20 protein-coding genes and 1 pseudogene are annotated in these 23,071 nt (G+C 60.4%); 13 read left to right on the top strand and 8 right to left on the bottom strand.

The window, feature by feature from the left end; all coding sequences use genetic code 11:
* Positions 1-3 precede the first annotated feature (3 nt).
* A complete protein-coding gene (dut, locus tag CI15_RS13730) occupies positions 4-450 on the top strand; it encodes a dUTP diphosphatase (protein WP_062128617.1) in 447 nt (148 codons plus the stop codon).
* Positions 451-596: 146 nt separating this feature from the next.
* Here the strand turns inward: dut and clpA are convergent, their stop codons facing one another.
* Both clpA and clpS read right to left on the bottom strand, forming a co-directional pair.
* Positions 597-2,894: an ATP-dependent Clp protease ATP-binding subunit ClpA gene (clpA, locus tag CI15_RS13725; protein WP_062128615.1), complete on the bottom strand. Its 2,298-nt coding sequence runs from the start codon at positions 2,892-2,894 to the stop codon at positions 597-599.
* A complete protein-coding gene (gene clpS / locus CI15_RS13720; protein ID WP_008919570.1) occupies positions 2,891-3,205 on the bottom strand; it encodes an ATP-dependent Clp protease adapter ClpS in 315 nt (104 codons plus the stop codon). Before clpS ends, clpA begins: the two co-directional genes overlap by 4 nt.
* 557 nt (positions 3,206-3,762) lie before the next feature.
* On the opposite strand from clpS, the gene CI15_RS13715 reads away from it, so the two are divergent.
* Complete coding sequence (locus CI15_RS13715) at positions 3,763-3,969, top strand: cold-shock protein (protein ID WP_007180614.1); 207 nt, start codon at positions 3,763-3,765, stop codon at positions 3,967-3,969.
* Positions 3,970-4,151: 182 nt separating this feature from the next.
* Here the strand turns inward: CI15_RS13715 and icd are convergent, their stop codons facing one another.
* Positions 4,152-5,408, bottom strand: coding sequence for an NADP-dependent isocitrate dehydrogenase (icd, locus tag CI15_RS13710; protein ID WP_062128613.1), 1,257 nt, complete (start codon positions 5,406-5,408; stop codon positions 4,152-4,154).
* A gap of 262 nt (positions 5,409-5,670) precedes the next feature.
* Between icd and CI15_RS13705 the strand changes: the two genes are divergently transcribed.
* The 6 genes from CI15_RS13705 to CI15_RS13685 all read left to right on the top strand — a co-directional run bounded on the left by CI15_RS13705 (position 5,671) and on the right by CI15_RS13685 (position 11,766).
* On the top strand, positions 5,671-6,240 hold the full coding sequence (locus CI15_RS13705) for a pseudouridine synthase (protein ID WP_062128943.1): 570 nt from the start codon (positions 5,671-5,673) through the stop codon (positions 6,238-6,240).
* Positions 6,241-6,738: 498 nt separating this feature from the next.
* Positions 6,739-6,933 carry a hypothetical protein gene (locus CI15_RS35335; RefSeq protein WP_075643700.1) on the top strand — a complete coding sequence of 65 codons (195 nt, stop codon included), beginning with the start codon at positions 6,739-6,741 and terminating at the stop codon, positions 6,931-6,933.
* 144 nt (positions 6,934-7,077) lie between these two features.
* Positions 7,078-7,593, top strand: coding sequence for a DUF192 domain-containing protein (locus CI15_RS13700; protein WP_062128611.1), 516 nt, complete (start codon positions 7,078-7,080; stop codon positions 7,591-7,593).
* A gap of 274 nt (positions 7,594-7,867) precedes the next feature.
* Complete coding sequence (fusA, locus tag CI15_RS13695) at positions 7,868-9,976, top strand: elongation factor G (RefSeq protein ID WP_062128609.1); 2,109 nt, start codon at positions 7,868-7,870, stop codon at positions 9,974-9,976.
* A gap of 204 nt (positions 9,977-10,180) precedes the next feature.
* The gene (locus CI15_RS13690; RefSeq protein ID WP_062128606.1) at positions 10,181-10,708 is read left to right on the top strand and encodes a cupin domain-containing protein; all 528 of its coding nucleotides are present in this window, start codon (positions 10,181-10,183) and stop codon (positions 10,706-10,708) included.
* 38 nt (positions 10,709-10,746) lie between these two features.
* Complete coding sequence (locus CI15_RS13685; RefSeq protein ID WP_062128604.1) at positions 10,747-11,766, top strand: HoxN/HupN/NixA family nickel/cobalt transporter; 1,020 nt, start codon at positions 10,747-10,749, stop codon at positions 11,764-11,766.
* Positions 11,767-12,111: 345 nt separating this feature from the next.
* Here CI15_RS13685 and CI15_RS13680 read toward each other — a convergent pair whose 3' ends face one another.
* Both CI15_RS13680 and CI15_RS13675 read right to left on the bottom strand, forming a co-directional pair.
* Positions 12,112-13,356 (bottom strand): HlyD family type I secretion periplasmic adaptor subunit, encoded by a 1,245-nt coding sequence (locus tag CI15_RS13680; RefSeq protein WP_062128602.1) that lies wholly within the window; start codon positions 13,354-13,356, stop codon positions 12,112-12,114.
* Complete coding sequence (locus CI15_RS13675; protein WP_062128600.1) at positions 13,353-15,746, bottom strand: type I secretion system permease/ATPase; 2,394 nt, start codon at positions 15,744-15,746, stop codon at positions 13,353-13,355. The genes CI15_RS13680 and CI15_RS13675 overlap by 4 nt, the downstream gene beginning before the upstream one ends.
* 578 nt (positions 15,747-16,324) lie before the next feature.
* Here CI15_RS13675 and CI15_RS36490 point away from each other — a divergent pair.
* Positions 16,325-16,633, top strand: a complete 309-nt coding sequence (locus CI15_RS36490) for an ATP-binding protein (protein ID WP_082814213.1) — start codon at positions 16,325-16,327, stop codon at positions 16,631-16,633.
* Between the two features lie 50 nt (positions 16,634-16,683).
* A pseudogene (locus CI15_RS35325) lies at positions 16,684-17,140 on the top strand (IS66 family transposase); the annotation flags it as partial.
* 215 nt (positions 17,141-17,355) lie between these two features.
* Here the strand turns inward: CI15_RS35325 and CI15_RS13665 are convergent.
* Positions 17,356-18,063: a response regulator gene (locus CI15_RS13665; RefSeq protein ID WP_062128596.1), complete on the bottom strand. Its 708-nt coding sequence runs from the start codon at positions 18,061-18,063 to the stop codon at positions 17,356-17,358.
* A gap of 155 nt (positions 18,064-18,218) precedes the next feature.
* On the opposite strand from CI15_RS13665, the gene CI15_RS13660 reads away from it, so the two are divergent.
* Positions 18,219-18,527: a transposase gene (locus tag CI15_RS13660; protein ID WP_062128594.1), complete on the top strand. Its 309-nt coding sequence runs from the start codon at positions 18,219-18,221 to the stop codon at positions 18,525-18,527.
* A gap of 161 nt (positions 18,528-18,688) precedes the next feature.
* On the top strand, positions 18,689-19,465 hold the full coding sequence (locus tag CI15_RS36485; protein ID WP_063910536.1) for an integrase core domain-containing protein: 777 nt from the start codon (positions 18,689-18,691) through the stop codon (positions 19,463-19,465).
* A 564-nt stretch (positions 19,466-20,029) separates the two neighbouring features.
* Here the strand turns inward: CI15_RS36485 and CI15_RS13650 are convergent.
* Positions 20,030-21,562 (bottom strand): TolC family protein, encoded by a 1,533-nt coding sequence (locus CI15_RS13650; RefSeq protein ID WP_062128592.1) that lies wholly within the window; start codon positions 21,560-21,562, stop codon positions 20,030-20,032.
* 399 nt (positions 21,563-21,961) lie between these two features.
* Here CI15_RS13650 and CI15_RS38040 point away from each other — a divergent pair, with 399 nt between their 5' ends.
* A complete protein-coding gene (locus CI15_RS38040; protein ID WP_277621034.1) occupies positions 21,962-22,093 on the top strand; it encodes a hypothetical protein in 132 nt (43 codons plus the stop codon).
* A gap of 474 nt (positions 22,094-22,567) precedes the next feature.
* Here the strand turns inward: CI15_RS38040 and CI15_RS13645 are convergent.
* Positions 22,568-23,071, bottom strand: a 504-nt coding sequence (locus tag CI15_RS13645) for an aminotransferase class I/II-fold pyridoxal phosphate-dependent enzyme (RefSeq protein ID WP_153041104.1), incomplete at its 5' end; no start/stop codon positions are given.

Below are 23,071 nucleotides of genomic sequence, written 5' to 3'. Positions count from 1 at the left end.
TGAATGAAACTCGACTTGAAGATTCTCGATGAGCGCATGCGCGAACAGCTCCCCGCCTACGCGACGACCGGTAGCGCCGGTCTCGATCTGCGCGCCTGCCTCAGCGAACCGTTGACGCTGGAACCGGGCCAAACGGCACTGGTGCCGACCGGACTCGCGATCCACGTCGGCGACCCCGGTTATGCGGCGCTGATTCTGCCCCGCTCGGGACTTGGCCACAAGCATGGGATCGTGCTGGGCAATCTGGTCGGCCTGATCGACTCCGACTACCAGGGTCAACTGATGGTGTCGACGTGGAATCGCGGCGAAACGACGTTCGTGCTGAATCCGATGGAACGGCTCGCGCAACTGGTGATCGTGCCGGTCGTGCAGGCCGAGTTCAATGTTGTCGATGACTTCGAGGAAAGCGTACGCGGCGCGGGCGGGTTTGGTAGCACCGGTAAGCATTGATTGAATGCTGCGACGCGGCAACCAGGTTTTGCCGCCGACGCCGCCAGCAGAAGACCGGAGCGCGAAAAAAAACGGCGCGGGATAAAACCCGCGCCGTTCTGTTTTCGGTGCCTGGCCGGCTTAACGCAACGCCGGCCCCACTGATATCACTCGACTTCCACCGCCTCCGGATTCGGATTACGCGGCGCCGGATGCTCGTCGAAGGTCAACTGCACCTTGTCCTCCGCATCGACGTCGACCGTCACGCGGCCGCCGTTCATCAGCTTGCCGAACAGCAACTCGTCGGCGAGCGCGCGACGGATCGTGTCCTGGATCAGGCGCTGCATAGGCCGCGCGCCCATCAACGGATCGAAACCGTGCTTCGCCAGATGCTTGCGCAGCGCGTCGGTGAAGAGCGCATCGACCTTCTTCTCGTGCAGCTGATCTTCCAGCTGCATCAGGAACTTGTCGACCACGCGCATGATGATTTCCTCATCGAGCGAACGGAAGCTGATGGTCGCGTCCAGACGGTTGCGGAACTCCGGCGTGAACATACGCTTGATGTCGACCATCTCGTCGCCCGCCTCGCGGCGGTTCGTGAAGCCGATCACCGACTTGCCCATCGCCTCGGCGCCCGCGTTCGTCGTCATGATGATGATGACATTGCGGAAGTCCGCCTTGCGGCCGTTGTTGTCCGTCAGCGTGCCGTGGTCCATCACCTGCAGCAGCACGTTGAAGATGTCGGGGTGCGCCTTTTCGATTTCGTCGAGCAGCAGCACACAGTGCGGTTTCTTCGTGATCGCCTCGGTCAGCAGACCACCCTGGTCGAAACCAACATAGCCCGGAGGCGCGCCGATCAGTCGGCTCACCGCGTGACGCTCCATGTACTCCGACATGTCGAAGCGGATCAGCTCGATGCCGAGCGTGAACGCAAGCTGCTTCGCGACCTCGGTCTTGCCGACGCCGGTCGGACCCGAGAACAGGAACGCACCGATCGGCTTGTCGAGCTTGCCGAGGCCCGCGCGCGCCATCTTGATCGCGGCCGACAGCGCGTCGATCGCCGGGTCTTGCCCGAACACGACGCTCTTCAGATCGCGGTCGAGCGTTTGCAGCTTGCTGCGGTCGTCCTGCGACACACTTTGCGCCGGCACGCGCGCGATCTTCGAGATGATTTCCTCGATCTCGTTCTTGCCGATCGTCTTCTTCTGCTTCGACTTCGGCAGAATGCGCTGCGCCGCGCCCGCTTCGTCGATCACGTCGATCGCCTTGTCCGGCAAGTGACGGTCCGTGATGAAGCGCGCCGACAACTCAGCCGCCGCCGACAGCGCGCCCGACGAATACTTGACGCCATGGTGCTCTTCGAAGCGTGACTTGAGTCCGCGCAGGATCGCGACCGTCTGCTCGACGGTCGGCTCCGTCACGTCGACCTTCTGGAAACGACGCGACAGCGCCGCGTCCTTTTCGAAGATGCCGCGATATTCGGTGAAGGTGGTCGCGCCGATGCACTTCAGCGTGCCCGACGAGAGCGCCGGCTTCAGCAGGTTCGACGCATCCAGCGTACCGCCGGATGCGGCGCCCGCGCCGATCAGCGTATGGATTTCGTCGATGAAGAGAATGGCGTGCGGGCGCTCCTTCAGTTCCTTCAGCACCGTCTTCAGACGCTGCTCGAAGTCGCCGCGATACTTGGTACCCGCGAGCAATGCGCCCATGTCGAGCGAATACACCTGGGCATCGGCGAGGATATCCGGCACTTCGCCGCGCGTGATGCGCCAGGCGAGCCCTTCGGCGATCGCAGTCTTGCCGACCCCGGCCTCGCCGACCAGCAGCGGATTGTTCTTGCGCCGGCGGCACAGCACCTGCACCACGCGCTCGACTTCCGACTCGCGCCCGATCAGCGGGTCGATGCGGCCGTCTTTCGCCATCTGGTTCAGGTTCTGCGTGAACTGGGCAAGCGGCGTTTCCTTCTGCGCGGCGGCTTCGTCGGACTCGGCATTCGCGTCGCTCGCTTTCGCGGGGTCCGAACTGCTTGTCTTGGCGATGCCGTGCGAGATGAAATTGACCACGTCCAGACGCGTGACGCCCTGCTGCTGCAGGTAGTACACCGCATGCGAGTCCTTCTCGCCGAAGATCGCGACCAGCACGTTAGCGCCGGTCACTTCCTTCTTGCCGTTCGAGGTGGACTGCACATGCATGATGGCGCGCTGGATCACACGCTGAAAACCGAGCGTGGGCTGCGTGTCGACGTCGTCCGTGCCCGGCACGGTCGGCGTGTTGTCATGAATGAAATTGCGCAGGTTCTGACGCAGATCCTCGATATTGGCCGCGCATGCGCGCAGTACCTCTGCCGCGGTCGGGTTATCCAACAGCGCGAGCAAAAGATGTTCGACCGTTATGAACTCGTGCCTTGCCTGGCGCGCTTCCATGAACGCCATATGCAGGCTGACTTCCAGTTCCTGGGCAATCATGCTTCCTCCATCACACACTGCAGCGGATGCCCGGCCTGCCGTGCGTGGGTAACGACTTGCTCGACTTTGGTCGACGCGATGTCCCGCGTATAGACCCCACAAACTCCCCTACCCTCGCGATGCACCTTCAACATGACCTGCGTTGCGGTTTCACGATCCTTATTGAAATATTCCTGCACGATCATCACGACAAATTCCATCGGCGTGAAGTCGTCATTCAGCAGCACCACCTTGTACATGGACGGCGGCTTGAGTTTCTGCTCCTGCCGCTCCAGTACGGTGCCGTCCTGCTTGTCCGGGATAATCGCCATACACCCATTCTAAACAACTAGGACAGGCCCGCAATCCTGTCAAAACCCGGCCGCCCGGCCGATGAACCCGTTCGCTGCCGCCCGGCGGATCACGACGCTGTCATGATTGGCCTGGCCTGCGCGTTTTCGACGGGCCGATTGCGGTGCCGGCCCCCCATCCTGCCATGCGCGGCGACTGCTGCGCCGCGGTCGGATCGAGTATCGCACAACCTGCCGGGACTGGCTGGAAACGCTCGCCGCGCTGGGCGTCGACGCTGCGGGCACAGCCAGCATGTGAGTCGATTATGCGACTTTTCAAGCCACGCCGCTTGCGCCACCGCACATACGGAAGCGGGAAAAACCCTGGAAAGCGGCCTGTTTGCAACGCGACAACGACGTCTCAAAATTTTCTTGACACTCGAATAAAGAGCCCCAACAATCAAGCTGGCACTTTTTTCACTAAGCCATAATTTCGAAAAAATGCCGATGGTGAGCTTGTGAGGAGGAATCGACTGCCTCGTGCGGTCGTGGCTTTTCGAGGGCTCGTGGTGGTGACATGAGTTACAGGGGAAGTTGGAATGGCAACTGGTACGGTCAAATGGTTTAACGACGCAAAGGGTTTCGGATTCATCACGCCTGATGAGGGTGGCGAGGATCTGTTTGCACACTTCTCGGCCATCCAGATGAATGGCTTCAAGACGCTGAAGGAAGGCCAGAAGGTCACCTTCGAGGTCGTGCAAGGCCCGAAAGGCAAACAGGCATCGAATATTCAGGCACCAGCCTGAGGCGTTCGTTACCCGTCCTTTTTGAAACCCGGCTCCGCGCCGGGTTTCTTTTTTTGCGGCGGGTTTCTGTCGCAGCGGATTTTCCGGCCGAAAAACCGCGCGAAAAATCTGGGTAAAAAAATACCCCGGCCGTTTGCTGGCGCCGGGGTTTTTATGCAAACCGGATAATCCCGGCGCATCAATTACATATTTTCGATCATGACCTGGCCAAATGCGGAGCACGACACCTGGGTCGCGCCTTCCATCAGGCGGGCGAAATCGTAAGTCACGCGTTTTTGCAGGATCGATTTTTCCATCGAGCTGATAATCAGATCCGCCGCCTCGAACCAGCCGAGATGGCGCAGCATCATTTCCGCCGAAAGTATTTCCGAGCCCGGATTCACATAATCCTTGCCCGCGTATTTCGGCGCGGTGCCATGCGTCGCTTCGAACATCGCGACCGAATCCGACAGGTTGGCGCCCGGCGCGATGCCGATGCCGCCGACCTGCGCGGCAAGCGCATCCGAGATGTAGTCGCCGTTCAGGTTCAGCGTGGCGATCACGTCGTATTCGGCCGGGCGCAGCAGGATCTGCTGCAGGAACGCGTCGGCGATCACGTCCTTCACGACGACGTCGCCGCCTGTCTTTGGATTCCTGACTTTCATCCATGGGCCGCCGTCGATCAGCTCCGCGTTGAACTCCTTCTGCGCCAGCGCGTAACCGTAGTCGCGGAACGCGCCTTCGGTGTACTTCATGATGTTGCCCTTGTGCACGAGCGTGACCGAGCGGCGTTCGTTGTCGAGTGCGTACTGGATCGCCTTGCGCACCAGACGCTCGGTGCCTTCGCGCGACACCGGCTTGATGCCGATGCCCGACGAATCCGGAAAGCGGATCTTCTTCACGCCCATTTCTTCGCGCAGGAACCTGATGATCTTCTTCGCCTGCTCGGATTCGGCCGGCCATTCGATGCCCGCGTAGATGTCTTCCGAGTTCTCGCGGAAGATCACCATGTTGGTCTTCTCAGGCTCGCGCACGGGCGACGGCACGCCCTTGAAATACTGCACCGGCCGCAGGCACACGTAGAGGTCGAGCTCCTGGCGCAACGCGACGTTCAGCGAGCGGATGCCGCCCCCGACAGGCGTGGTGAGCGGCCCCTTGATCGATACGACGTACTCCTTGACCGCCTGCAGCGTTTCGTCCGGCAGCCACACGTCCGGGCCGTACACCCGGGTCGCCTTCTCGCCCGCGTAGATTTCCATCCAGTGGATTTTTTTCTTGCCGCCGTACGCCTTTTCGACCGCCGCATCCACCACCTTGATCATGACCGGCGTGATGTCCAGACCGGTGCCGTCGCCTTCGATATACGGGATGATCGGTTCGTCGGAAACATTGAGCGAGAAGTCGGCGTTGACGGTGATCTTGTCGCCACCGGTCGGAACCTTGATGTGCTGATACGGCATGATCGGACTCCAGTGAAAGCTGTGCAAAAGCTGATGGGAGACTGCGAAAAAGACGCCCTCGCCGCGCGATGCCGAACGTCCGCAAGCGGCCTGGCGCCATTCTAGCCCACACCCCGCGCGCGCCGCGGCCGCTCCCGGCTGCGGGTTTTCCAACATGGACGGCACGCTCGGGCGTGCCGCTTTCCTCTATAAGATACAAGAATCGGCATCCCGATTTATGCATTATCATCGCGCCGTCATCGCCCTGTCGTATCGCTCCCGTATGCACCTTCTCGCCCTCAACAAGCCGTTCGGCACCATCTGCCAGTTTTCTCCGCACGAGACGCGCGCGTCGCTTGCCGACTGGGTCAAGGTCCCCGGCGTCTATCCGGCGGGCCGGCTCGACTCCGACAGCGAAGGCCTGCTGCTGCTCACCGACGATGGCGCCCTGCAGGCGCGCATCGCCGAGCCGCGTCACAAGCTCGTCAAACGCTACTGGGCACAAGTCGAAGGCGCGCTCGACGAGGCCGCGTTGAAGAAACTCGCGCGCGGCGTCGATCTCGGGGACTATGTGACGCGCCCATGTCAGGCCACCTATGTCGAACCGGCCAGCTCGCTCTGGACGCGCACGCCGCCGATCCGCTATCGCGCGGCGATCCCAACCACGTGGATCGAGCTGTCGATCACCGAAGGCAAGAACCGGCAGGTGCGTCGCATGACGGCCGCGGTGGGTTTCCCGACGCTGCGTCTGGTGCGCGTCGGCATCGGTGCGCTTGACATTTTTTCACTCGGACTGCAACCCGGAGAGAGCATCGAATTACGAGCGAACGCGCCATGGGATGGCATCGCCTGAACATTATTTAAAGATTGTTCGTTCATCATCAGCGCACCGCCGGTGCAACTCACGCACGCGCAAATACGCCATCACGTGATCACACCACGCCCGTTTCACGGTTGTGACAATCAACGCTAACTCGTTGTAGCAACAAGCAAAAAAATGCGTGAAACGCAGGCCCGAAAGGCGTGAAACAAATTGGCTCGCGCGGGCCTCGTACAAGCCGTTTCATCGCATCTCATCGCGATAAAAATTTCCGCGCGATTCGCGTCAACCGCCCTACAACTCCACGCGTTATTCGACGCAGATGCCGCTGAAGCTATCCGGCATTGAGCCTTAAAGACCTTTGCATACGCCGTATCTACGCGGCGAGTACGAAAGTCCGAACGCTAGCAGACGCATCGAAAATTTTGTTCGATGCGGCTGTCAACCGAAAGGTGGATGGCACGTTTACCGACATGACTCTACATAAGCCGGGTCATTTGGTTAATTAACTCAAAGCTGAGGATTCACAAAATGAACAAACTGATCGCCGCTCTGGTCGCTGGCCTCTTCGCAACGGCAGCATTCGCACAAGCATCGGCACCGGAAGCAGCTACGGCAGCTCCGGCAGCAGCAGCTTCGTCGGCAAAGAAGACCACCAAGCACGCTCACAAGAAGTCGCACAAGAAGGCAGCAGCTGCTGCAGCAGCTTCGGCAGCTTCGGAGTAAGTTGCTTGTAAAAACGCAGTCAAGAACTACCTTCATTGCCGTTCTTACGGCGTTGTAAGGCAGATCACCGCAAGGCGATCTGCCTTTTTGTTTTTGACGCGCTCGCGTAACATGCGCGAGTTAATTTCAGCAAGGAGTCTTGCCGTGCGATTTTCCATGCGCTCGTTGATTGCGCGTTTCGCCGTTGCCGTTGCATTGCCGCTCGCGGCGCTCTCGTTCGTCGCCACTAGCACGCCCGCCCTGGCGCAGCAGATGCCGCCGGGCGCCAAGCAGCCCGGCGATTTTCCGCGCGTCAAGCTGACCGCGGGGATGTTCGTGATCGACGCGGCCGTCGCCGCCAACGACGCGGACCGCGAACAGGGCTTGATGTATCGCACGAATCTCGGACCCAACGAAGGCATGCTGTTCGTGTTCAACGAGAACGCGGGCCACTGCTTCTGGATGAAGAACACGCTGATCCCGCTCTCGATCGCGTTCATGCGCGCCGACGGCACGATCACCGACATCGACGAGATGCAGGCCGAGACCACCAACAATCACTGCCCGACGCACAACGGCGTGTTCGCGCTGGAAATGCCCAAGGGCTGGTTCTCGGCAAAGGGCATCAAGCCGGGCATGCAGATCCAGGGCTTGCCGCCGGTGCCGGGTATCACGCAGTAAACTCCCCCGCCGCCGGGCTGCGCCCCTGAGCGACCACTCAAGCCGCCCGCCCCCGCTCGCCCTCCCCAAAAAGCCGGCGCCTCAACCCGAGGCGCCGGCTTTTGTTCGTCCGCTGAGCCCCGCGCGGCCGGCCCTCGCGCCGGCTGGCAGGATTCATGCAAAAGACCAATCGACGCGCTATCCTTGTAATCTCGGCAACAGCATCCAGACTCCCCGGGCGCCCCTCGCGGTCGCCCGGCATGCGTTTCAGGCGCGCCATTACAAGGAGATTCACGTGCCCCGCAAGACTCCCATCGAGCGCTACCGGAATATCGGTATCAGCGCTCACATCGATGCCGGCAAAACCACCACCACCGAACGGATCCTGTTCTACACCGGCGTGACCCACAAGATCGGCGAGGTTCACGACGGTGCGGCGACGATGGACTGGATGGAACAGGAGCAGGAGCGCGGCATCACGATCACGTCGGCGGCCACCACCGCGTTCTGGAAAGGCATGGCCGGCAACTATCCCGAGCATCGGATCAATATCATCGACACCCCCGGGCACGTCGACTTCACGATCGAAGTCGAGCGCTCGATGCGCGTGCTCGACGGCGCCTGCATGGTGTACGACTCGGTCGGCGGCGTGCAGCCGCAATCGGAAACCGTGTGGCGCCAGGCGAACAAGTACAAGGTGCCGCGCATCGCGTTCGTCAACAAGATGGACCGCGTCGGCGCGGACTTCTTCCGCGTGCAACGGCAGATCGGCGATCGCCTGAAGGGTGTCGCCGTGCCGATCCAGATTCCGATCGGCGCGGAAGACCACTTCCAGGGCGTGGTCGACCTCGTGAAGATGAAGGCGATCTACTGGGACGACGACAGCCAGGGCATCAAGTTCGAGTACCGCGACATTCCGCCTGAACTTGCGGCCACCGCAAAGGAATGGCACGACAAGATGGTCGAGGCCGCTGCCGAGGCAAACGAGGAACTGCTCGAAAAGTATCTGGGCGGCGAGCACTACCTGACCGAAGAAGAAATCAAGCACGGCATCCGCTCACGCACGATCGCCAACGAGATCGTGCCGATGCTGTGCGGCAGCGCGTTCAAGAACAAGGGCGTGCAGGCGATGCTCGACGCGGTGATCGACTATCTGCCGTCACCCGTCGATGTGCCGGCCATCACGGGCCACGACGAGCACGACAAGGAGATCGAGCGTCATCCCAACGACGACGATCCGTTCTCGGCACTCGCCTTCAAGATCATGACTGACCCGTTCGTCGGCCAGCTGATCTTCTTCCGCGTGTACTCGGGCGTCGTCAATTCGGGCGACACCGTCTACAACGCGATCAAGGAAAAGAAGGAGCGCCTCGGCCGCATCCTGCAGATGCATGCGAACGAGCGCAAGGAAATCAAGGAGGTCTACGCGGGCGACATCGCCGCGGCCGTCGGCCTGAAGGAAGCGACCACCGGCGACACCCTCTGCGATCCTAACCATGTGATCATCCTCGAAAAGATGATCTTCCCGGACCCGGTGATCTCGCAGGCTGTCGAGCCGAAGACCAAGGCCGACCAGGAAAAGATGGGCATCGCGTTGAACCGTCTCGCGCAGGAAGACCCGTCGTTCCGCGTGCAGACCGATGAGGAATCCGGGCAGACGATCATCTCCGGCATGGGCGAGCTGCACCTCGAAATTCTGGTCGACCGGATGAAGCGCGAGTTCGGTGTGGAGGCGACCGTCGGCAAGCCGCAGGTCGCATATCGCGAAACAGTGCGCAACAAAGTCGAGGACGTCGAAGGCAAGTTCGTCAAGCAGTCGGGCGGCCGAGGCCAGTATGGTCACGCGGTGATTGCGCTCGAGCCGAGCGCACAGGGCAAGGGCTACGAGTTCGTCGACGCGATCAAGGGCGGCGTGATCCCGCGCGAGTTCATCCCGGCCGTCGACAAGGGCATCCAGGAAACGCTGAAAGCCGGCGTGTTGGCGGGCTACCCGGTCGTCGACGTAAAGGTCACGCTGACCTTCGGCTCGTACCACGACGTCGACTCGAATGAAAACGCGTTCCGCATGGCCGGCTCGATGGCGTTCAAGGAAGCGATGCGCAAGGCGAAGCCCGTGCTGCTCGAACCGATGATGGCCGTCGAGGTGGAAACGCCCGAGGATTTCATGGGCAACGTGATGGGCGATCTGTCGAGCCGGCGCGGCATGGTGCAGGGCATGGAAGACATCGCGGGCGGCGGCGGCAAGCTGGTGCGCGCGGAAGTGCCGCTCGCCGAGATGTTCGGCTACTCGACGTCGCTGCGCTCGGCCACCCAGGGCCGCGCAACCTACACGATGGAGTTCAAGCACTACGCTGAAACGCCGAACAACGTCGCCGAAGCCGTGATCAACGCGAAGAAGCAATGACGCTCACGCGGCGGCATTGAGTGCGACAACCCGCAGCCCGCTCCCCGTGAGCGGGCTTTTTTTTCGCGGCGTCGTTTGCATCCACACGGCACGCCGCCGTTTTTTGAACGTGCCAGAATGTCGATCATTCATGTGGCACGCGCCTCAATCGTAAGACCGGAGCAAACGACTCGAACGCGGCATGCAAGCCGAGGAGGAGACACGATGAGCCAGGATCACGAACATCCACACTACCGGGCCGAGCACCAGGCGGCCGATGCCAGCCAGCAGATCGACTGGCGCGAGCACGGCGTGAAGGTCATCCGCAGCGATCAGCTCGACACCAACACCGCGCAGACGCCGGGCATGAACCGCGCGGCCGCAATCAACGCGGCGCGTGTCGGTGCGCAGAAAATCTGGGCCGGCACCGTCACCATCCATCCGAACGCGAAGACCGGCGCGCATCATCATGGCGCGCTCGAAAGCGTCATCTATGTGGTGCGCGGCCAGGCGCGCATGCGCTGGGGCGAGCATCTGGAATTCACCGCCGAGGCCGGTCCCGGCGACTTCATCTTCGTGCCGCCGTATGTGCCGCATCAGGAGATCAACGCTAGCACCGACGAGCCGCTCGAATGCGTGCTCGTGCGCAGCGACAACGAAGCGGTCGTCGTCAACCTGAACATCGACGCGGTCGAGCAGCCGGAAACGGTCTACTGGGTCGATCCGATCCACAAGCATCCACACGATCACTAAGCCGCTGATTCACTTGATCACTTAACTGCCCGCGCCACATGACGCCTACCGCCTCGCTGCGCCCTCGCCTCGTCACGCTCTACGCGGTACTGATCGCCGCCAACCTGGGCGCATGGCTGTGGGCGCTGCTCGCGTTTCGCCACTATCCGCTGCTGCTCGGCACCGCACTGCTCGCGTATGGCTTCGGTCTGCGTCATGCGGTCGACGCCGACCACATCGCGGCGATCGACGCCGTCACGCGCAAGCTGATGCAAACCGGCAAGCGGCCGGTCGGCATCGGGCTCGCGTTTTCGCTCGGTCATTCAACGGTAGTGATCGCGGCGACGATCGGCATCGCGTGGACCACGCATTCGCTGCATGGGCGTTTCGAGAGTCTCAAGGAGGTCGGCGGCACGCTCGGCACGCTGGTTTCCGCGACGTTCCTGCTGGTGCTCGCGGCGGTCAATCTCGTGATCCTGCGCGACGTGTGGCGCCGCTACCGGCACGCGCAACAGGGCGACGCGGCGAGCGCAGCGTCAGCCGAGACGCTCGCTCCAGCCGGGCTCCTGTCGCGCGCATTGCGGCCGCTGTTCCGGCTGGTGACAAAAAGCTGGCACATGTACCCGGTCGGCGTGCTGTTCGGGCTCGGCTTCGACACCGCGACCGAGATCGGCCTGCTCGCGATCGCCGCGTCGCAGGCAAGCACCGGCCTACCGCTCTATTCGATCCTCGTGTTCCCCGCCCTCTTCACGGCTGGCATGACGCTCGTCGATTCGACCGACAACGTGCTGATGGTCCACGCGTACGGCTGGGCGATGGACGACCCGAAACGCAAGCTGTACTACAACGCGAGCATCACGTTCGTGTCGGCGGTGGTCGCGATCGTGATCGGCGGCGTCGAGGCGCTGAGACTGATGTCGGATCGCTTCGGTTGGAGCGGCGGCGTGTGGGATGCGGTCGCGGGCATCAACGATCATTTCGGTGCGCTCGGCTATGCGATCGTCGCGACCTTCATGGCTTGTTGGATCGGCTCGGTGCTGTTTCATCGCTGGCGACGGCAGGCCCCGGTGGCAAGCTGAGTCGCCACGGTACGACGCACTCGACGCAAGCGGGCAGCATCCCTGCGCAATGTCAAGCGGCGCATCACGCTGATCGCCGTGCATCGGATCCTTTTCGTCGCAGGCGAAGATCCCGACCGTGCCATAGATCCTGCCATTGGCGGACTCGTTGATCTACCGGTTGCCGCTGGCCCCGCTGGGCCTTCACCCTGCGGCATGACACGCAACCCCGAAGCGACCCGAAGATGTCGCAATGCTCACGACACCTTCAAGACTTGAATCGGCGGTCGAGTTCCGCCTAGGAGAAAAGGGAACTCGCCAGCTTAACTTCCCTAGCAGTCCGGAAGGATTATCTCGCAACAACTTCTACCGCTCCCGGAACGCTTCACGCGCTTTGAAAATCGGCTTGAGCAAGTAGTCAAGGATGGTTTTCTCGCCGGTACGGACGTCGACCGTCGCGACCATGCCCGGTAGAATCGGTAGGCTTTTCCCGCCTGCATGCAACTCACTCGAGTCTGTCAGCACAAGCACGCGGTAGTAGGTGGCATCGGGCCGGCCCGCTGCGGCCTTTTGGTCGTCCTTGAGGGTGTCAGGACTGATGTTCTCAACCTTACCCTTAAGGCCGCCATAAATGCCGTAGTCGTAGGCAGTGATCTTCACGGTGGCCGGTTGACCGGGATGCAGGAATGCGACATCCGAAGGCTTGATGCGCGCCTCGACGAGCAACTGATCTTCCAGCGGAACGATTTCCATGATGTGCTCGCCCGGCTGAATGACCCCGCCAATCGTATTGAAGCGTACGTTCTTCACCGTGCCATATACGGGTGCCACCACCGTCGTGCGCTGCAGGACATCGGCGCGACCCACTACGGTCTCGCTGGTTTGCGCCAGTTCGAGTTCCAGCTTCGTCAGTTCCGAGTTCGCATCGGCCTGAAACTTATTGCGCCGCTCGACGATCTGCGAGCGCAGGTCGTTTGCTTGACGGCGCATGCGTAGCAGTTCGACTTCGGATACCAGCCCCTTGGCCGCCAGCGGCTCGGCCAGCCCGATTTCCTTGCCCGATAGCGAGTAGCTCTTTTCCAGCGAAGTCACGCTGTCGTCCAGTGCCCGGCGTCGCGCGTTGTATGCTAGCGTCTCCTGCTTCACGACCGCAGGCACGGCTTTCACGTCGTCCGGAAACGTCAGCGTTTGCCCGTAGGCCTCGGCGCGCAAACGCGCGATCGTCGCCTTCAGGCCGACTGATTTGGACCAGGCTTCACGATAGCTTGTCTCTGCACGCGTTGGGTCGATCTTTGCCAACACCTGGCCCTTCTTGACGATATCGCCTTCCCGTACATCCAGTTGTTCGAGAATCCCGCCTTCCAGACTCTGGATGACTTGCTCACGGCTCTTCGAAATGATGGTCCCGTCGCCGTGCGTAATCTCCTCCACGCGAGCAAAGTGCGCCCAGGTCAGACTGACTGCCAGAATCGCGAGAATCACGTAAAGCATGATCATCGAGCCTGGGGTCGACTGCGTGAGCAACGATTCCTTGATGTCGGCCATAAATGCGGCGTCGCCTGGGGTGAGCCTGGCTTCTTTCACACCGCGTCTGAGAATATTGAAGTTCATTGAAATTGCTCCTCGTTCGGCACGCCTGCCTGCTTGGTACCGGCTTGCGCAGTGGCTGCTGAAACGACCTTTCTTGCGGCCATGATCCTGATATCCCTAGGGGCGGCCTTAGGCCCCGTGGGAGTAGCGGCTGAACCGGAAGCGCTTGTGGCCACGGTTCCCGGCGGAGTGCGCTGTTGCACTTGCGACTGCGCCCCATTCACGTCAGACGCCTTAGCGTTGCCCGACAGCGCGGCGAGGATCTTGTGCTTCGGACCGTCGGCCACGACTTTGCCTTCCTCGACGACCACAATCCGGTCAACCAGTGCCAACAAGGATGGCCGATGGGTCACGACAACGATCGCCTGTCCGACCGTTGCGCGCGCGAGGTGCTCAAGGAAAACCGCCTCGGTCTGGCTGTCCATCGCGCTGGTCGGCTCGTCGAGCAACAGAAGCCGCGGCCGGGCAAGGAGGCTGCGTGCTAACGACACCAGTTGACGCTGGCCGCCGGAGATGCCTAGACCTCCTTCTCCGATAGGAAGGTTGATGCCCTTTGGATGGCGGCTGGCGAAGTGGCCAAGCCCGGTTAGATGCATCACGCGCAAAAACTCGTCAGCGCTCGCTTCGGGGCGGCCGATCATCACGTTTTCGCGCAGGGTGCCGTGAAAAAGACGTGCGTCCTGGCCCACGTAACCCACCGCTTTGCGCCAGTCGGCCAGGTCAATCTGCTCGACATCCAGACCGTCCGTAAACACCTGTCCGCTGACCGGTGCATAAAGACGCGCCATCACACGCAGCAGGGTGGATTTACCGCTACCAACTCGACCCAGGATGGCAACCCGCTCACCGACTCCGATGCTCAGATTGACGTCCTTCAGAACTGACGGATTCTGTTGCATGTCTGACGCCGGGTATGAGAAGCAGACGTCTTTCAACGTGATTTGTCCTGCGAGCGGTGGCTTAGGCAGATAGTTGCGTGACGGATCACGGTCGACGGGCATCGCCATCAGGGCATTCAACGAATGCAGCGCGGCCTTCGCCTGCTGGAAGCGCAAGGCAAGTCCCATCACCTGGCCCAGCGGCGCGGTGATTCGACCGGCCAGCATCACGGTGCCGATAAGCGCACCTTGCGTCAGCTCGCCTGCGGCAATCAGGTACACGCCCAGTACAATCAGCACCACCGTCTGCAACTGCTGCAAGAAGGTGATGAAGCTCATTGCCTTGCTGGAAATCTGGCGCGACTTCATCGACGAGGATGCCGCCATCCCGCTGAAGGTCTCCCAACGCTTTTGCATATGGCCTTCACCACCCACGGCCTTCAGTGTTTCAAGACCTTCAACCGATTCGATCAGTACGCCCTGCTTGAGCGACGCTTCCTTGAGATTCTCTTTCATGAGTCGGGCAAGCGGCCACTGCACGAACAAACTCGCCCCGATGATCAACGGAATCATCAACAACGGCACCCAGCCGAGCGAGCCTCCGACCGCGAACACCACGCCCACGAAGACGAACACAAACGGCAGATCGGAAATCGCAGAGAGCGTCGCGGAGGTCGCGAAGTCTCGCACCGACTCGAACTCGCGCAGCTGGTTGGCGAATGAACCAGCTGAGGCCGGCTTGTGCTCCATCCGGATGGAGAGCGCACGCCGAAACAGAAGCGTGCCCATGATCAGATCCGCCTTCTTGCCAGCGACGTCCAGCAAATGGCTACGGACATGTCGAGAAATCGCTTCGAATAGCATCGCAATGCCTACGCCGATCGCGAGCGACCAGAGCGTGACGTAGGCTTGGTTCGGTACCACGCGATCGTACACATTCATTGTGAAAAAGACGCTGGCGAGGCCGAGCACATTGATCAGCAATGCGCCAAGCGCGGCACTTGCGTAGTAGCGCCGATATCGCCATAGCGTACCCAGCAGCCAGTGGCCGGCCGGTTCGACGCTGTCGCCTTCGTGCAACTCGATTCTGGCCGTCGGCTTGACCAGAATGGCGTAGCCCGCGTAGATCTCATCCATTTCATCCTGGGTGTACTCCACCGGCTCCTGGCCGATTTCCGGCACGATCACCTGGTACAGAACGCGGCTCTTGGCTTCCTTGTCCGGATTCGTCCGTCTACCCAGCAACACGCAGCCGCCCATCCGGCGATGGAGCAAAATGGCCGGTAGCACGTGCCCCGGCAGCAGTTGCAGGTGACGCTCCACGAGACCCGCGGTGAGACCCGCATTTGACAGAGCGCCGAGCGCCAGCGACGGCGAAAGCATCCCGCTCTTCGGCAGGCCAGCGGTCAGCGCCTCCGCCGTCTTGCCACAACCGTAGTGCTCGCAGATCCACATTACGGACCTGAGTAGGCCGTCCTCGTTGGTCAGGGTCTGCGCCGCAGCCTGCACATCAGGAAAAACGTCTTGAGTCATGATCGGAACCGGTTAGATTGATCGTTGTGGCGCAATACCTGAACCGTGATCTGGACGTACAGAACGATGAAACAATTCTTGTCGCCTAAGGGTCGATTCGGCTACTTCGCGTGGCTGATGAACGAAACGTAGAATTTCGCACTGGTTCCCATTGTCTAAAAATAAGTCAGCTGAAAAAATCAGACGGTCACATCGACGGAGCAGGACCAGTACGAATTCGTAGCTCGCTCACCTTTCACCCAAATGCCACTGGACGGAGCAGCGCTAAAGCGAGGCCCTCACGCGAGCGGCTTATAAACCAAGGCGAAAACTCGGGTACTGACGTCGTTTGCATAGCGAATCAATGCGCGACGCCATTCTGAATATTGGGGGAGCCTTTGGAGAACAATCCCAGCAGCGGCACGCCAGCCCATGAACTCAAACGAATGCGGGCAGTTGCGCTGTGCGCAATTGCTCTCTCGGGCGCAGACAACCCGATCGGCATTTCGTTGTGCAGGCGACTCTGGCCGCACCTCTGACCTCGTGCGGCGGCTCCAGCTCGCTGGTCGTGAACTGGCTCTCGATGTTGCCATCAATCGCTGGATCTATTCGATCTGCTCATTCTGGACGATCTCGGGTATGTCACCAATGACCAGGCCGAGACATCGGTCCTCATTGAACTCATCAGCTCCAGGTATAAGCGCCGCCCCATCCCTTCCATAACAGCCGGTCACCGCTTAGGGAATACAACAAGGTGTTCCTTGATCCGTCTATGGCATTGGCGGCCGTCGGCCTGTTGGTTCATCACTGGACCGTCGTCGAGCTTGACGTCGCGAGTTATCGCCGTACGCGCCCGGTCATACGTCCCGAGTTGGACTGAAGGTCTTGGACGCATCGTATCCACTTAAAATAGGTGGACACGTGAACACTACAAAACAGGCAATGCCGTTCTCGCTGTCTTTACGACAACGAGCGCGACGCCGTGGTGCTGAATACCGAAGAGCGCCGGGAGCTTCGACGGCGCCGGAGCACACTGGTGCACGACGCCCTTTGCAAATGGAAGATGTCGCAGCGCAAACTGGTTCCGGAAGGCTCCGCGATTGCGAATGCGCTCGACTACAGTCCTAAACGCTGGGAAGCGCTGACGCGCTATCCCGACGACAGGCACGTGCCGATAGACAACAACTGGGTCGAGAATCAGATCCGTCCATGGGCCATCGGCAGGGCGAATTGGCTGGTCGCTGGCTCACTTGCGAGCGGTCTGACGCGCCACAGCCATCACGTGCCTGCTGTGCTCAGCACAACTCAATGCACATGAACCGCACGCCTATCTAAGCAATGTGCTCACATGACTGCCGATCCGCCGAGCTAGCGACATCGCAGCTTTGCTACCACGTCGCTGGCTGCCGGCCTAAACCATCTACCAGCCGAATCCTTCAAGACGGGTGGGTTTGCTGACCGCTTACCCACAACGTCGACGTGCCGTAGCGCCGGGAGGACTTCTCGCCAAAGACTGATTGACGCGCTGCGATTGTCAGCGTCAGTCAACATCTCCATTTTCGATGCCGCCGCGCCATTCTCATATTGTTTGTCGCCTATCTCTCATCCAGATTGTCGCGCCACAATAGGGTTAGCTTGCCCCCGGTTTGGGGTCGTCCAGCCCATCATTGCGATCTTTGTCATCCGGCTCCTCCGCGAGCGCCGCCCCGATCGAGTACTTGATCAGCTCGGTGTCGGTCTCCACGCCAAGCTTACGCATCGCACTGGTCTTTTGCGCGCTGATAGTCTGTTTGCTGCGACTGAGTTGCGCCGCAATTTCGTTGACAGAGAGTCCCGATACAAACAGCCGAATTACCTCAGACTCACGCTTGGTGAGCGCCCGGCTACTGGAACCGGAAGATTCAACGTCGAGCTGCCAGACAATCTTCGAAATGGTAGGGGAAAAATAACGACCATTTGCATATGCGCCATGAATTGCGGCTAGCAGATGGTCGGTCGTATCAGCCTTACTTAGAATGCATTGAATGTCGAGCTTGAGAATAGAGCGAATCACGCCAGGATTGTCAATCATGGTCAATATGACAATCCGTAGAGCCGGGTACCGGCGTCGCAAAAATGAAAACAGTGTGATGCCGTCGCCATAGTCTCCGCCGGGCATCGCGTAGTCGGATACGAGTACGTCGCAGGGCTGCTTGCCAAGTGCGGCAACCAATTCGGTGGAATTGCCAACCGTATCCACAACGTCAAGCGTGCGGTGCTTCTTGAGCGTATGGAGTAATCCGGCAACGACAGCTGGATGGTCATCGGCGAGAATGACCCGGATGGTGAAATCATCCATTTGAAGGTTTCCTGCTTTGAAATGTAGTCACATACATTACAGATTTCGAATAGATCGGTAATGATTGAGAGACGCCCGAGCAAATCTGGACAGCCGGACAAGTGGATTGACCGGAACCTGAGCCAACAATAGTGCGGGCAAAGGGACCTGACACGATGACGAGGAAAACCCGACAGACACAGTCCTCGGCGTTCATAGCGAAGGTGGCGCCGGCAACGAATAAAGGCGAGCGGACGCTGGCCCAACTGGCGCAGCAGTTCGACACGCATCCGAACCAGATCATGGAATGGAAGCGACAGTCGCAGGAGCGTGCGGCAGACGGTTTTGGCGCGGCAGGAGCGCCGTCGACCGAGCGACCGGCAGACCTGATGGCACTGCATGCCAAGATCGGCAGCTTGACGCAGGCGAATGACTTCTTGGACGGCGCGCCCACCAAGGCGGGATGGCTGGGCGCAAAGCGATGATCGACCGTACGCCTGCGCTGGGAGCTTCGCAATCGATGCCGCTCGTCGGCACCGGAGGACCAAACGCGCATTACCGACCGCTTGCGGTGAACGGGGCCAATCAGCTCCTGATGTGGTAACTCGACGAGCGGCACATGGAGGTTCCGTTTGTCTGAGCGCGGATGCTGGTGCACCTGTTGCGCCGGAGAGCCCATGGAGTTAATCGCCGCCGCGTGCTCACGCTGATAAAGGGCATGGACGTGGAAGCGCTTTACATCAAGCCGACCGCGATCCACCGCGACACGCAGCACAATATCTGGCCTTATCTGCTGCGTGGCCTGAAGACCGAACGGGCCAACCCAACGGCGGCACTCGACACGACGTACATTCCGACGATGCATGGCTTCATCTATCTGACGCCAGTGATGAACGGGCTGAGTTGCAAGGTACTCGCACACGGGGGTGCCATTACGCTGAAAGCTAAGTACGCTATCGAGGTACCCGAGGAGGCACTCGCGCGCTGCGGGCTGCCCGACATCGTGAGCACCGATCAGGGCGGACTGTTCGCGGCGGGCGCGTTCACCGAGGCCGTGCTGCGGGTATTCCGGCTGTCGATGGATGGCCGTGGCAGCTGCTGTGACAACGTGTTCGCCGAACAAGTCTGGCGCAGCCTCAGGTACGAGGGAGTCTATCTGAAGGCCAACGAGTCGGTCAGCCATGCTCGGCGCTCCATTGGCGAATACATAGAGCTGCTCAACCGGAAACAGCCCCCATTCGAGCCTAGCAGATCAGACGCCGGGAGGCATACTTCGCGACGCTGCCTGCGATCAAATCGGCGGCGTGGTTGCGTCGGATGCTCCATTCAAAAATATCGAGAACCTGTCCGAACGAGCCAGGGAACACCTCGCAGCTCGGGTGTGGGGGGCATCCGGTTCAACAAAAGTGCCCACTCCCACTAATGCCTAGTTGTCCCGACGGTGAGTGATTATGTCAGAATATCGCGCGCAATAATCGCGGCGGCACAAATATAGGCAACCCGTCCGGAAAACAACCGACCGCCGCGGAGTTTTTCAGAATGACGCCCCACGGAGCCTTACCTGACAAAGCTTCGAACGATCCTGCCACGTGACTGACAAACAAGGACAAATCACTCGACCCGTGAATGTCGCCGGAAGCTACGTCCGTAGCAGCCGTTCAATACTTAGGTCCGGGAACGTGCGTGCGCGTTCGGTCACATAGTTGATCAGCGGCTCGACTACACACACTCGCCATAGCGGCGGCGACCAACTTCATAGCCTTTCCGCTATGACAGGTGCGCCAGCATCAGTGCTCAGGCAAGCTGAACTCCATGTGTAGTTCGTCGACTCGTCACATCAGCGACTCATTGGCCCTGCTGACCGACCGTGGTCGGTAGTACGCGCTCGATCTCGCGGTGCCGACCGGCTGCGTTTGTTGTGAACCAGATAGCGCATGCGTACGGTCGATTATCCCTTTGCGCCCAGCAACCCCGCCTCGGTGAACGCTCAACTGCCGCTGCGGCCAGTCGCTAGCCAGTCAACCAGTGCACCTGCCGATGCGTATTCCAGCAGTACCGCCGCGTAGCCGTCGAAGCGATTCGTCACTTCGCTCACGCTGTTGCCATAGTGATCGTTCTCGGCGAGCAACACATCCAGAAGGGTTCGTTTGCCCAGGTGGTACCACTGTTCGAAGAAAGCCTTGCGCACCTGATCAGTCTCGGCGGAGAGTCGTTCATATTGGTCCGCACGGCTAAGCATAGTGTGCGCGTCCTGATCCGCAGCACGAATGCCATATTCAAGGTCACGCCGCCGCTGATCGAAGCGCTGCCACGTGGCATGTGCCCTATACCCGGCCGCAGCCGTGGCCGCCTGCGTCGAACCGCCACGAAATGCCCCCCAGTTGAGCGTCAGCATGGTCTGCCACGGAGCTCGTTGTCCCGTGCCTCCGACCCCGGTATTCGCACTGACAACCCAGTTGACCGACGGCAGTCCCGACGCTTTCACCGCCTTTGCATTCAGGTCGGCAGCATTCGCCTCAGACTGAATCTGACGCAGGCTCGAATGAGAATCTACCTGCTGCAGAAGTTGCGGCAGTTTGCCGGGCTCGATGGGCCAGTTGCGCGCGCGCGGAATCGGCGGAGTGGTCTCGCCTACCAGCTTCTGTAACTTCAGTTCCGCATCGCGCACCCTGGCTTGTGCGGAATCACGCGCGGCTTCAGCCTGCAACAGACGGGCCTTCGCCTGCGTGAGTTCGCTACCGCGACCTCGGTCGACAGCCACAATTTCACCGAGCATTTTCACGAGCGTGGCCATCCTCTCGACGAATTGCTGACTCAACTCAACGATTGCGCGTTGTTTGCCCAACTCAACAAGCGTGCTCGTCACGTCGAACGCATTCTGGTCGCGAGCCGCAGTGTAATTGCTGCGCGCGGCATCCGAGAGATGCTCACGGCTCCCAATCGTGTTCTTTGTGCGGCCCCAGTCGTATACGGTCGTGGTAACAGTCGCCGTAACCACATTACCGTTGTCGTAGCCGTTCTGATTGCCGGGACCAAATTTAAGGCCCTGCGTCTGCGAGCCGATATCAACTTGTGGCCACCGCTGCCCTTTCGCTTCGTCGACATCTGCGTTTGCGGCCTCGTAGTCGGCATACGCCTGCCCCACTTCGGGACTGCGCTTCTCCGCCTCCTCGACAGCGCTAAGGAAGATGCGACGTAGCGCGGCTGAATCTATCGAAGGTATGCCATCTGTACTCGACGGTTGCGTTTCAAGCCACTGCGCGAACGTCGTTGGGGGCGTGCGGCTTGTCGACGTAGACGGCTGTTTTGCCTCCGCCGAAATTGATTTCAGTGCAATTGCAGCATCGCTGACCAATGCCTGATCAGGCTTCGTTTGCGCACCTACATGGCCACTTGCCACCAAGCCAAGCAGTGCCGTAATCAGCCATCCCATCGGGCGGTGTGCCAAAGCGGGAGGGCCTTCCTCGTGGGTCAAGGTCCGCATCGCAGCTTGCACATCAGGTCGAATATCTTGAGTCATGATCGGAACCGGTCAGATTGATCGTTGGTAACGCGACGCCTGAACATAGGTCCGACACTTTTAGAACGATGGAACAATCCTCGTCGTCTCAGGGGTCGATTCGGCTACTTCGCGTGACTGATGAACGAAACATAAAATTTCGTGTTGGATCTCATTGTCGGAAAATCAGTCAGATGGCGAAATCAGACGGCCGCACCGAACTGGCGGGACCAGTACGAATTTGCATATCGCCCTGATTTCGACTGGTGGGCCAACTCCGGCCCGCGGCACCTTTGCCTTGGATACCGGGGAGTGGGCACGTCGATGCGGTTTCGCACCTCCCGGGTCCCTGTTTGTCTGCCGTCATGGCCGACCAGGGCTGAGCAGCGCAGGCGCAAGGGGGGGTGAACGCTGGAGGAGATGGAATTGTTGCGCCTGAAAGCGGAGAACAAGCGCCCGAGGATGAATCTGGGAATCAAGAAAAAAACGGCGGCGCTCTTTACCAAAGACCTGCTATCCGTCGAGAACAACTTGAGCGAGCGTCGCATTTGATCGCTGTGGGCGGGGGAGGAAGTCCTATCTCCTTTGCTGGGACGGTTGCCCGAGTGAAGGCGAGCGTCATGATCATAGCCTTGACGCTCGCGCGCCACACCTGCAAGTCGAGCCTCGCGAGTATCTGCTCGATTTGCCAGCCGATTTGGCTCAAAGTGGGCCCGGCGCCGATATCGGCGAGCTGGTGTCGTTCAACGTTGCGAGACTACTGAGGCAACGGCAAGCCCCGCCTGACACCACGACCGAGCGTTGGAGTAACTCCGCGTTCGCGTCGAACCCAGCGCGAATGAATTTTGGTGCGGCTTGCTTAATTCATCGCGTACGTCCAGTGGGCTCACTGATGACTCGAAGGATTCCGTCGTTTTCAGCATTCCTCGGACTAGTCTGCTCGTTGGTTTGCTAGAACAGCTTCCGCCGAAGCAGAAACACGATTTTCTAACTGACGTTTAAGCGATACAACTGTCTGGCGACCCATCAGGCCGTATGACGTTTGCGGTAGCCATCGAGGAAACGCGCGATCCGGTTGATCGAATCCGCGAGGTCGTCGACGTTCGGCAGGAACACGACGCGGAAGTGATCCGGCGTCTTCCAGTTGAAGCCGGTGCCCTGCACGAGCAGCACGCGCTCTTCGAGCAGCAGGTCGAGAATGAACTGCTGGTCGTTCTGGATCGGATACACCTTCGGGTCGAGCCGCGGGAACATGTACAGCGCCGCCTCGGGCTTCACGCAGCTCACGCCGGGGATCGCCGTCAGCATGTCGTACGCGAGCTCACGCTGCCTGTAGAGTCGCCCCCCTGGCGCGATCAGGTCGTTGATGCTCTGATAGCCGCCGAGCGCGGTCTGGATCGCGTACTGGCCGGGCACGTTCGGGCACAGCCGCATCGACGCGAGGATGCCGAGCCCTTCCAGGTAGTCTTTCGCGAGCCGGCGGTTCTCGCCGGTCAGGCCCGAAATGGCCATCCCGCCGGCCCCAAAAAA

This window comes from Paraburkholderia monticola (assembly GCF_001580545.1).
Lineage (GTDB): Bacteria > Pseudomonadota > Gammaproteobacteria > Burkholderiales > Burkholderiaceae > Paraburkholderia > Paraburkholderia monticola.
The sequence above is the reverse complement of the archived record's forward strand: the minus strand, read 5'-3'. Positions and strand labels throughout refer to the sequence as shown.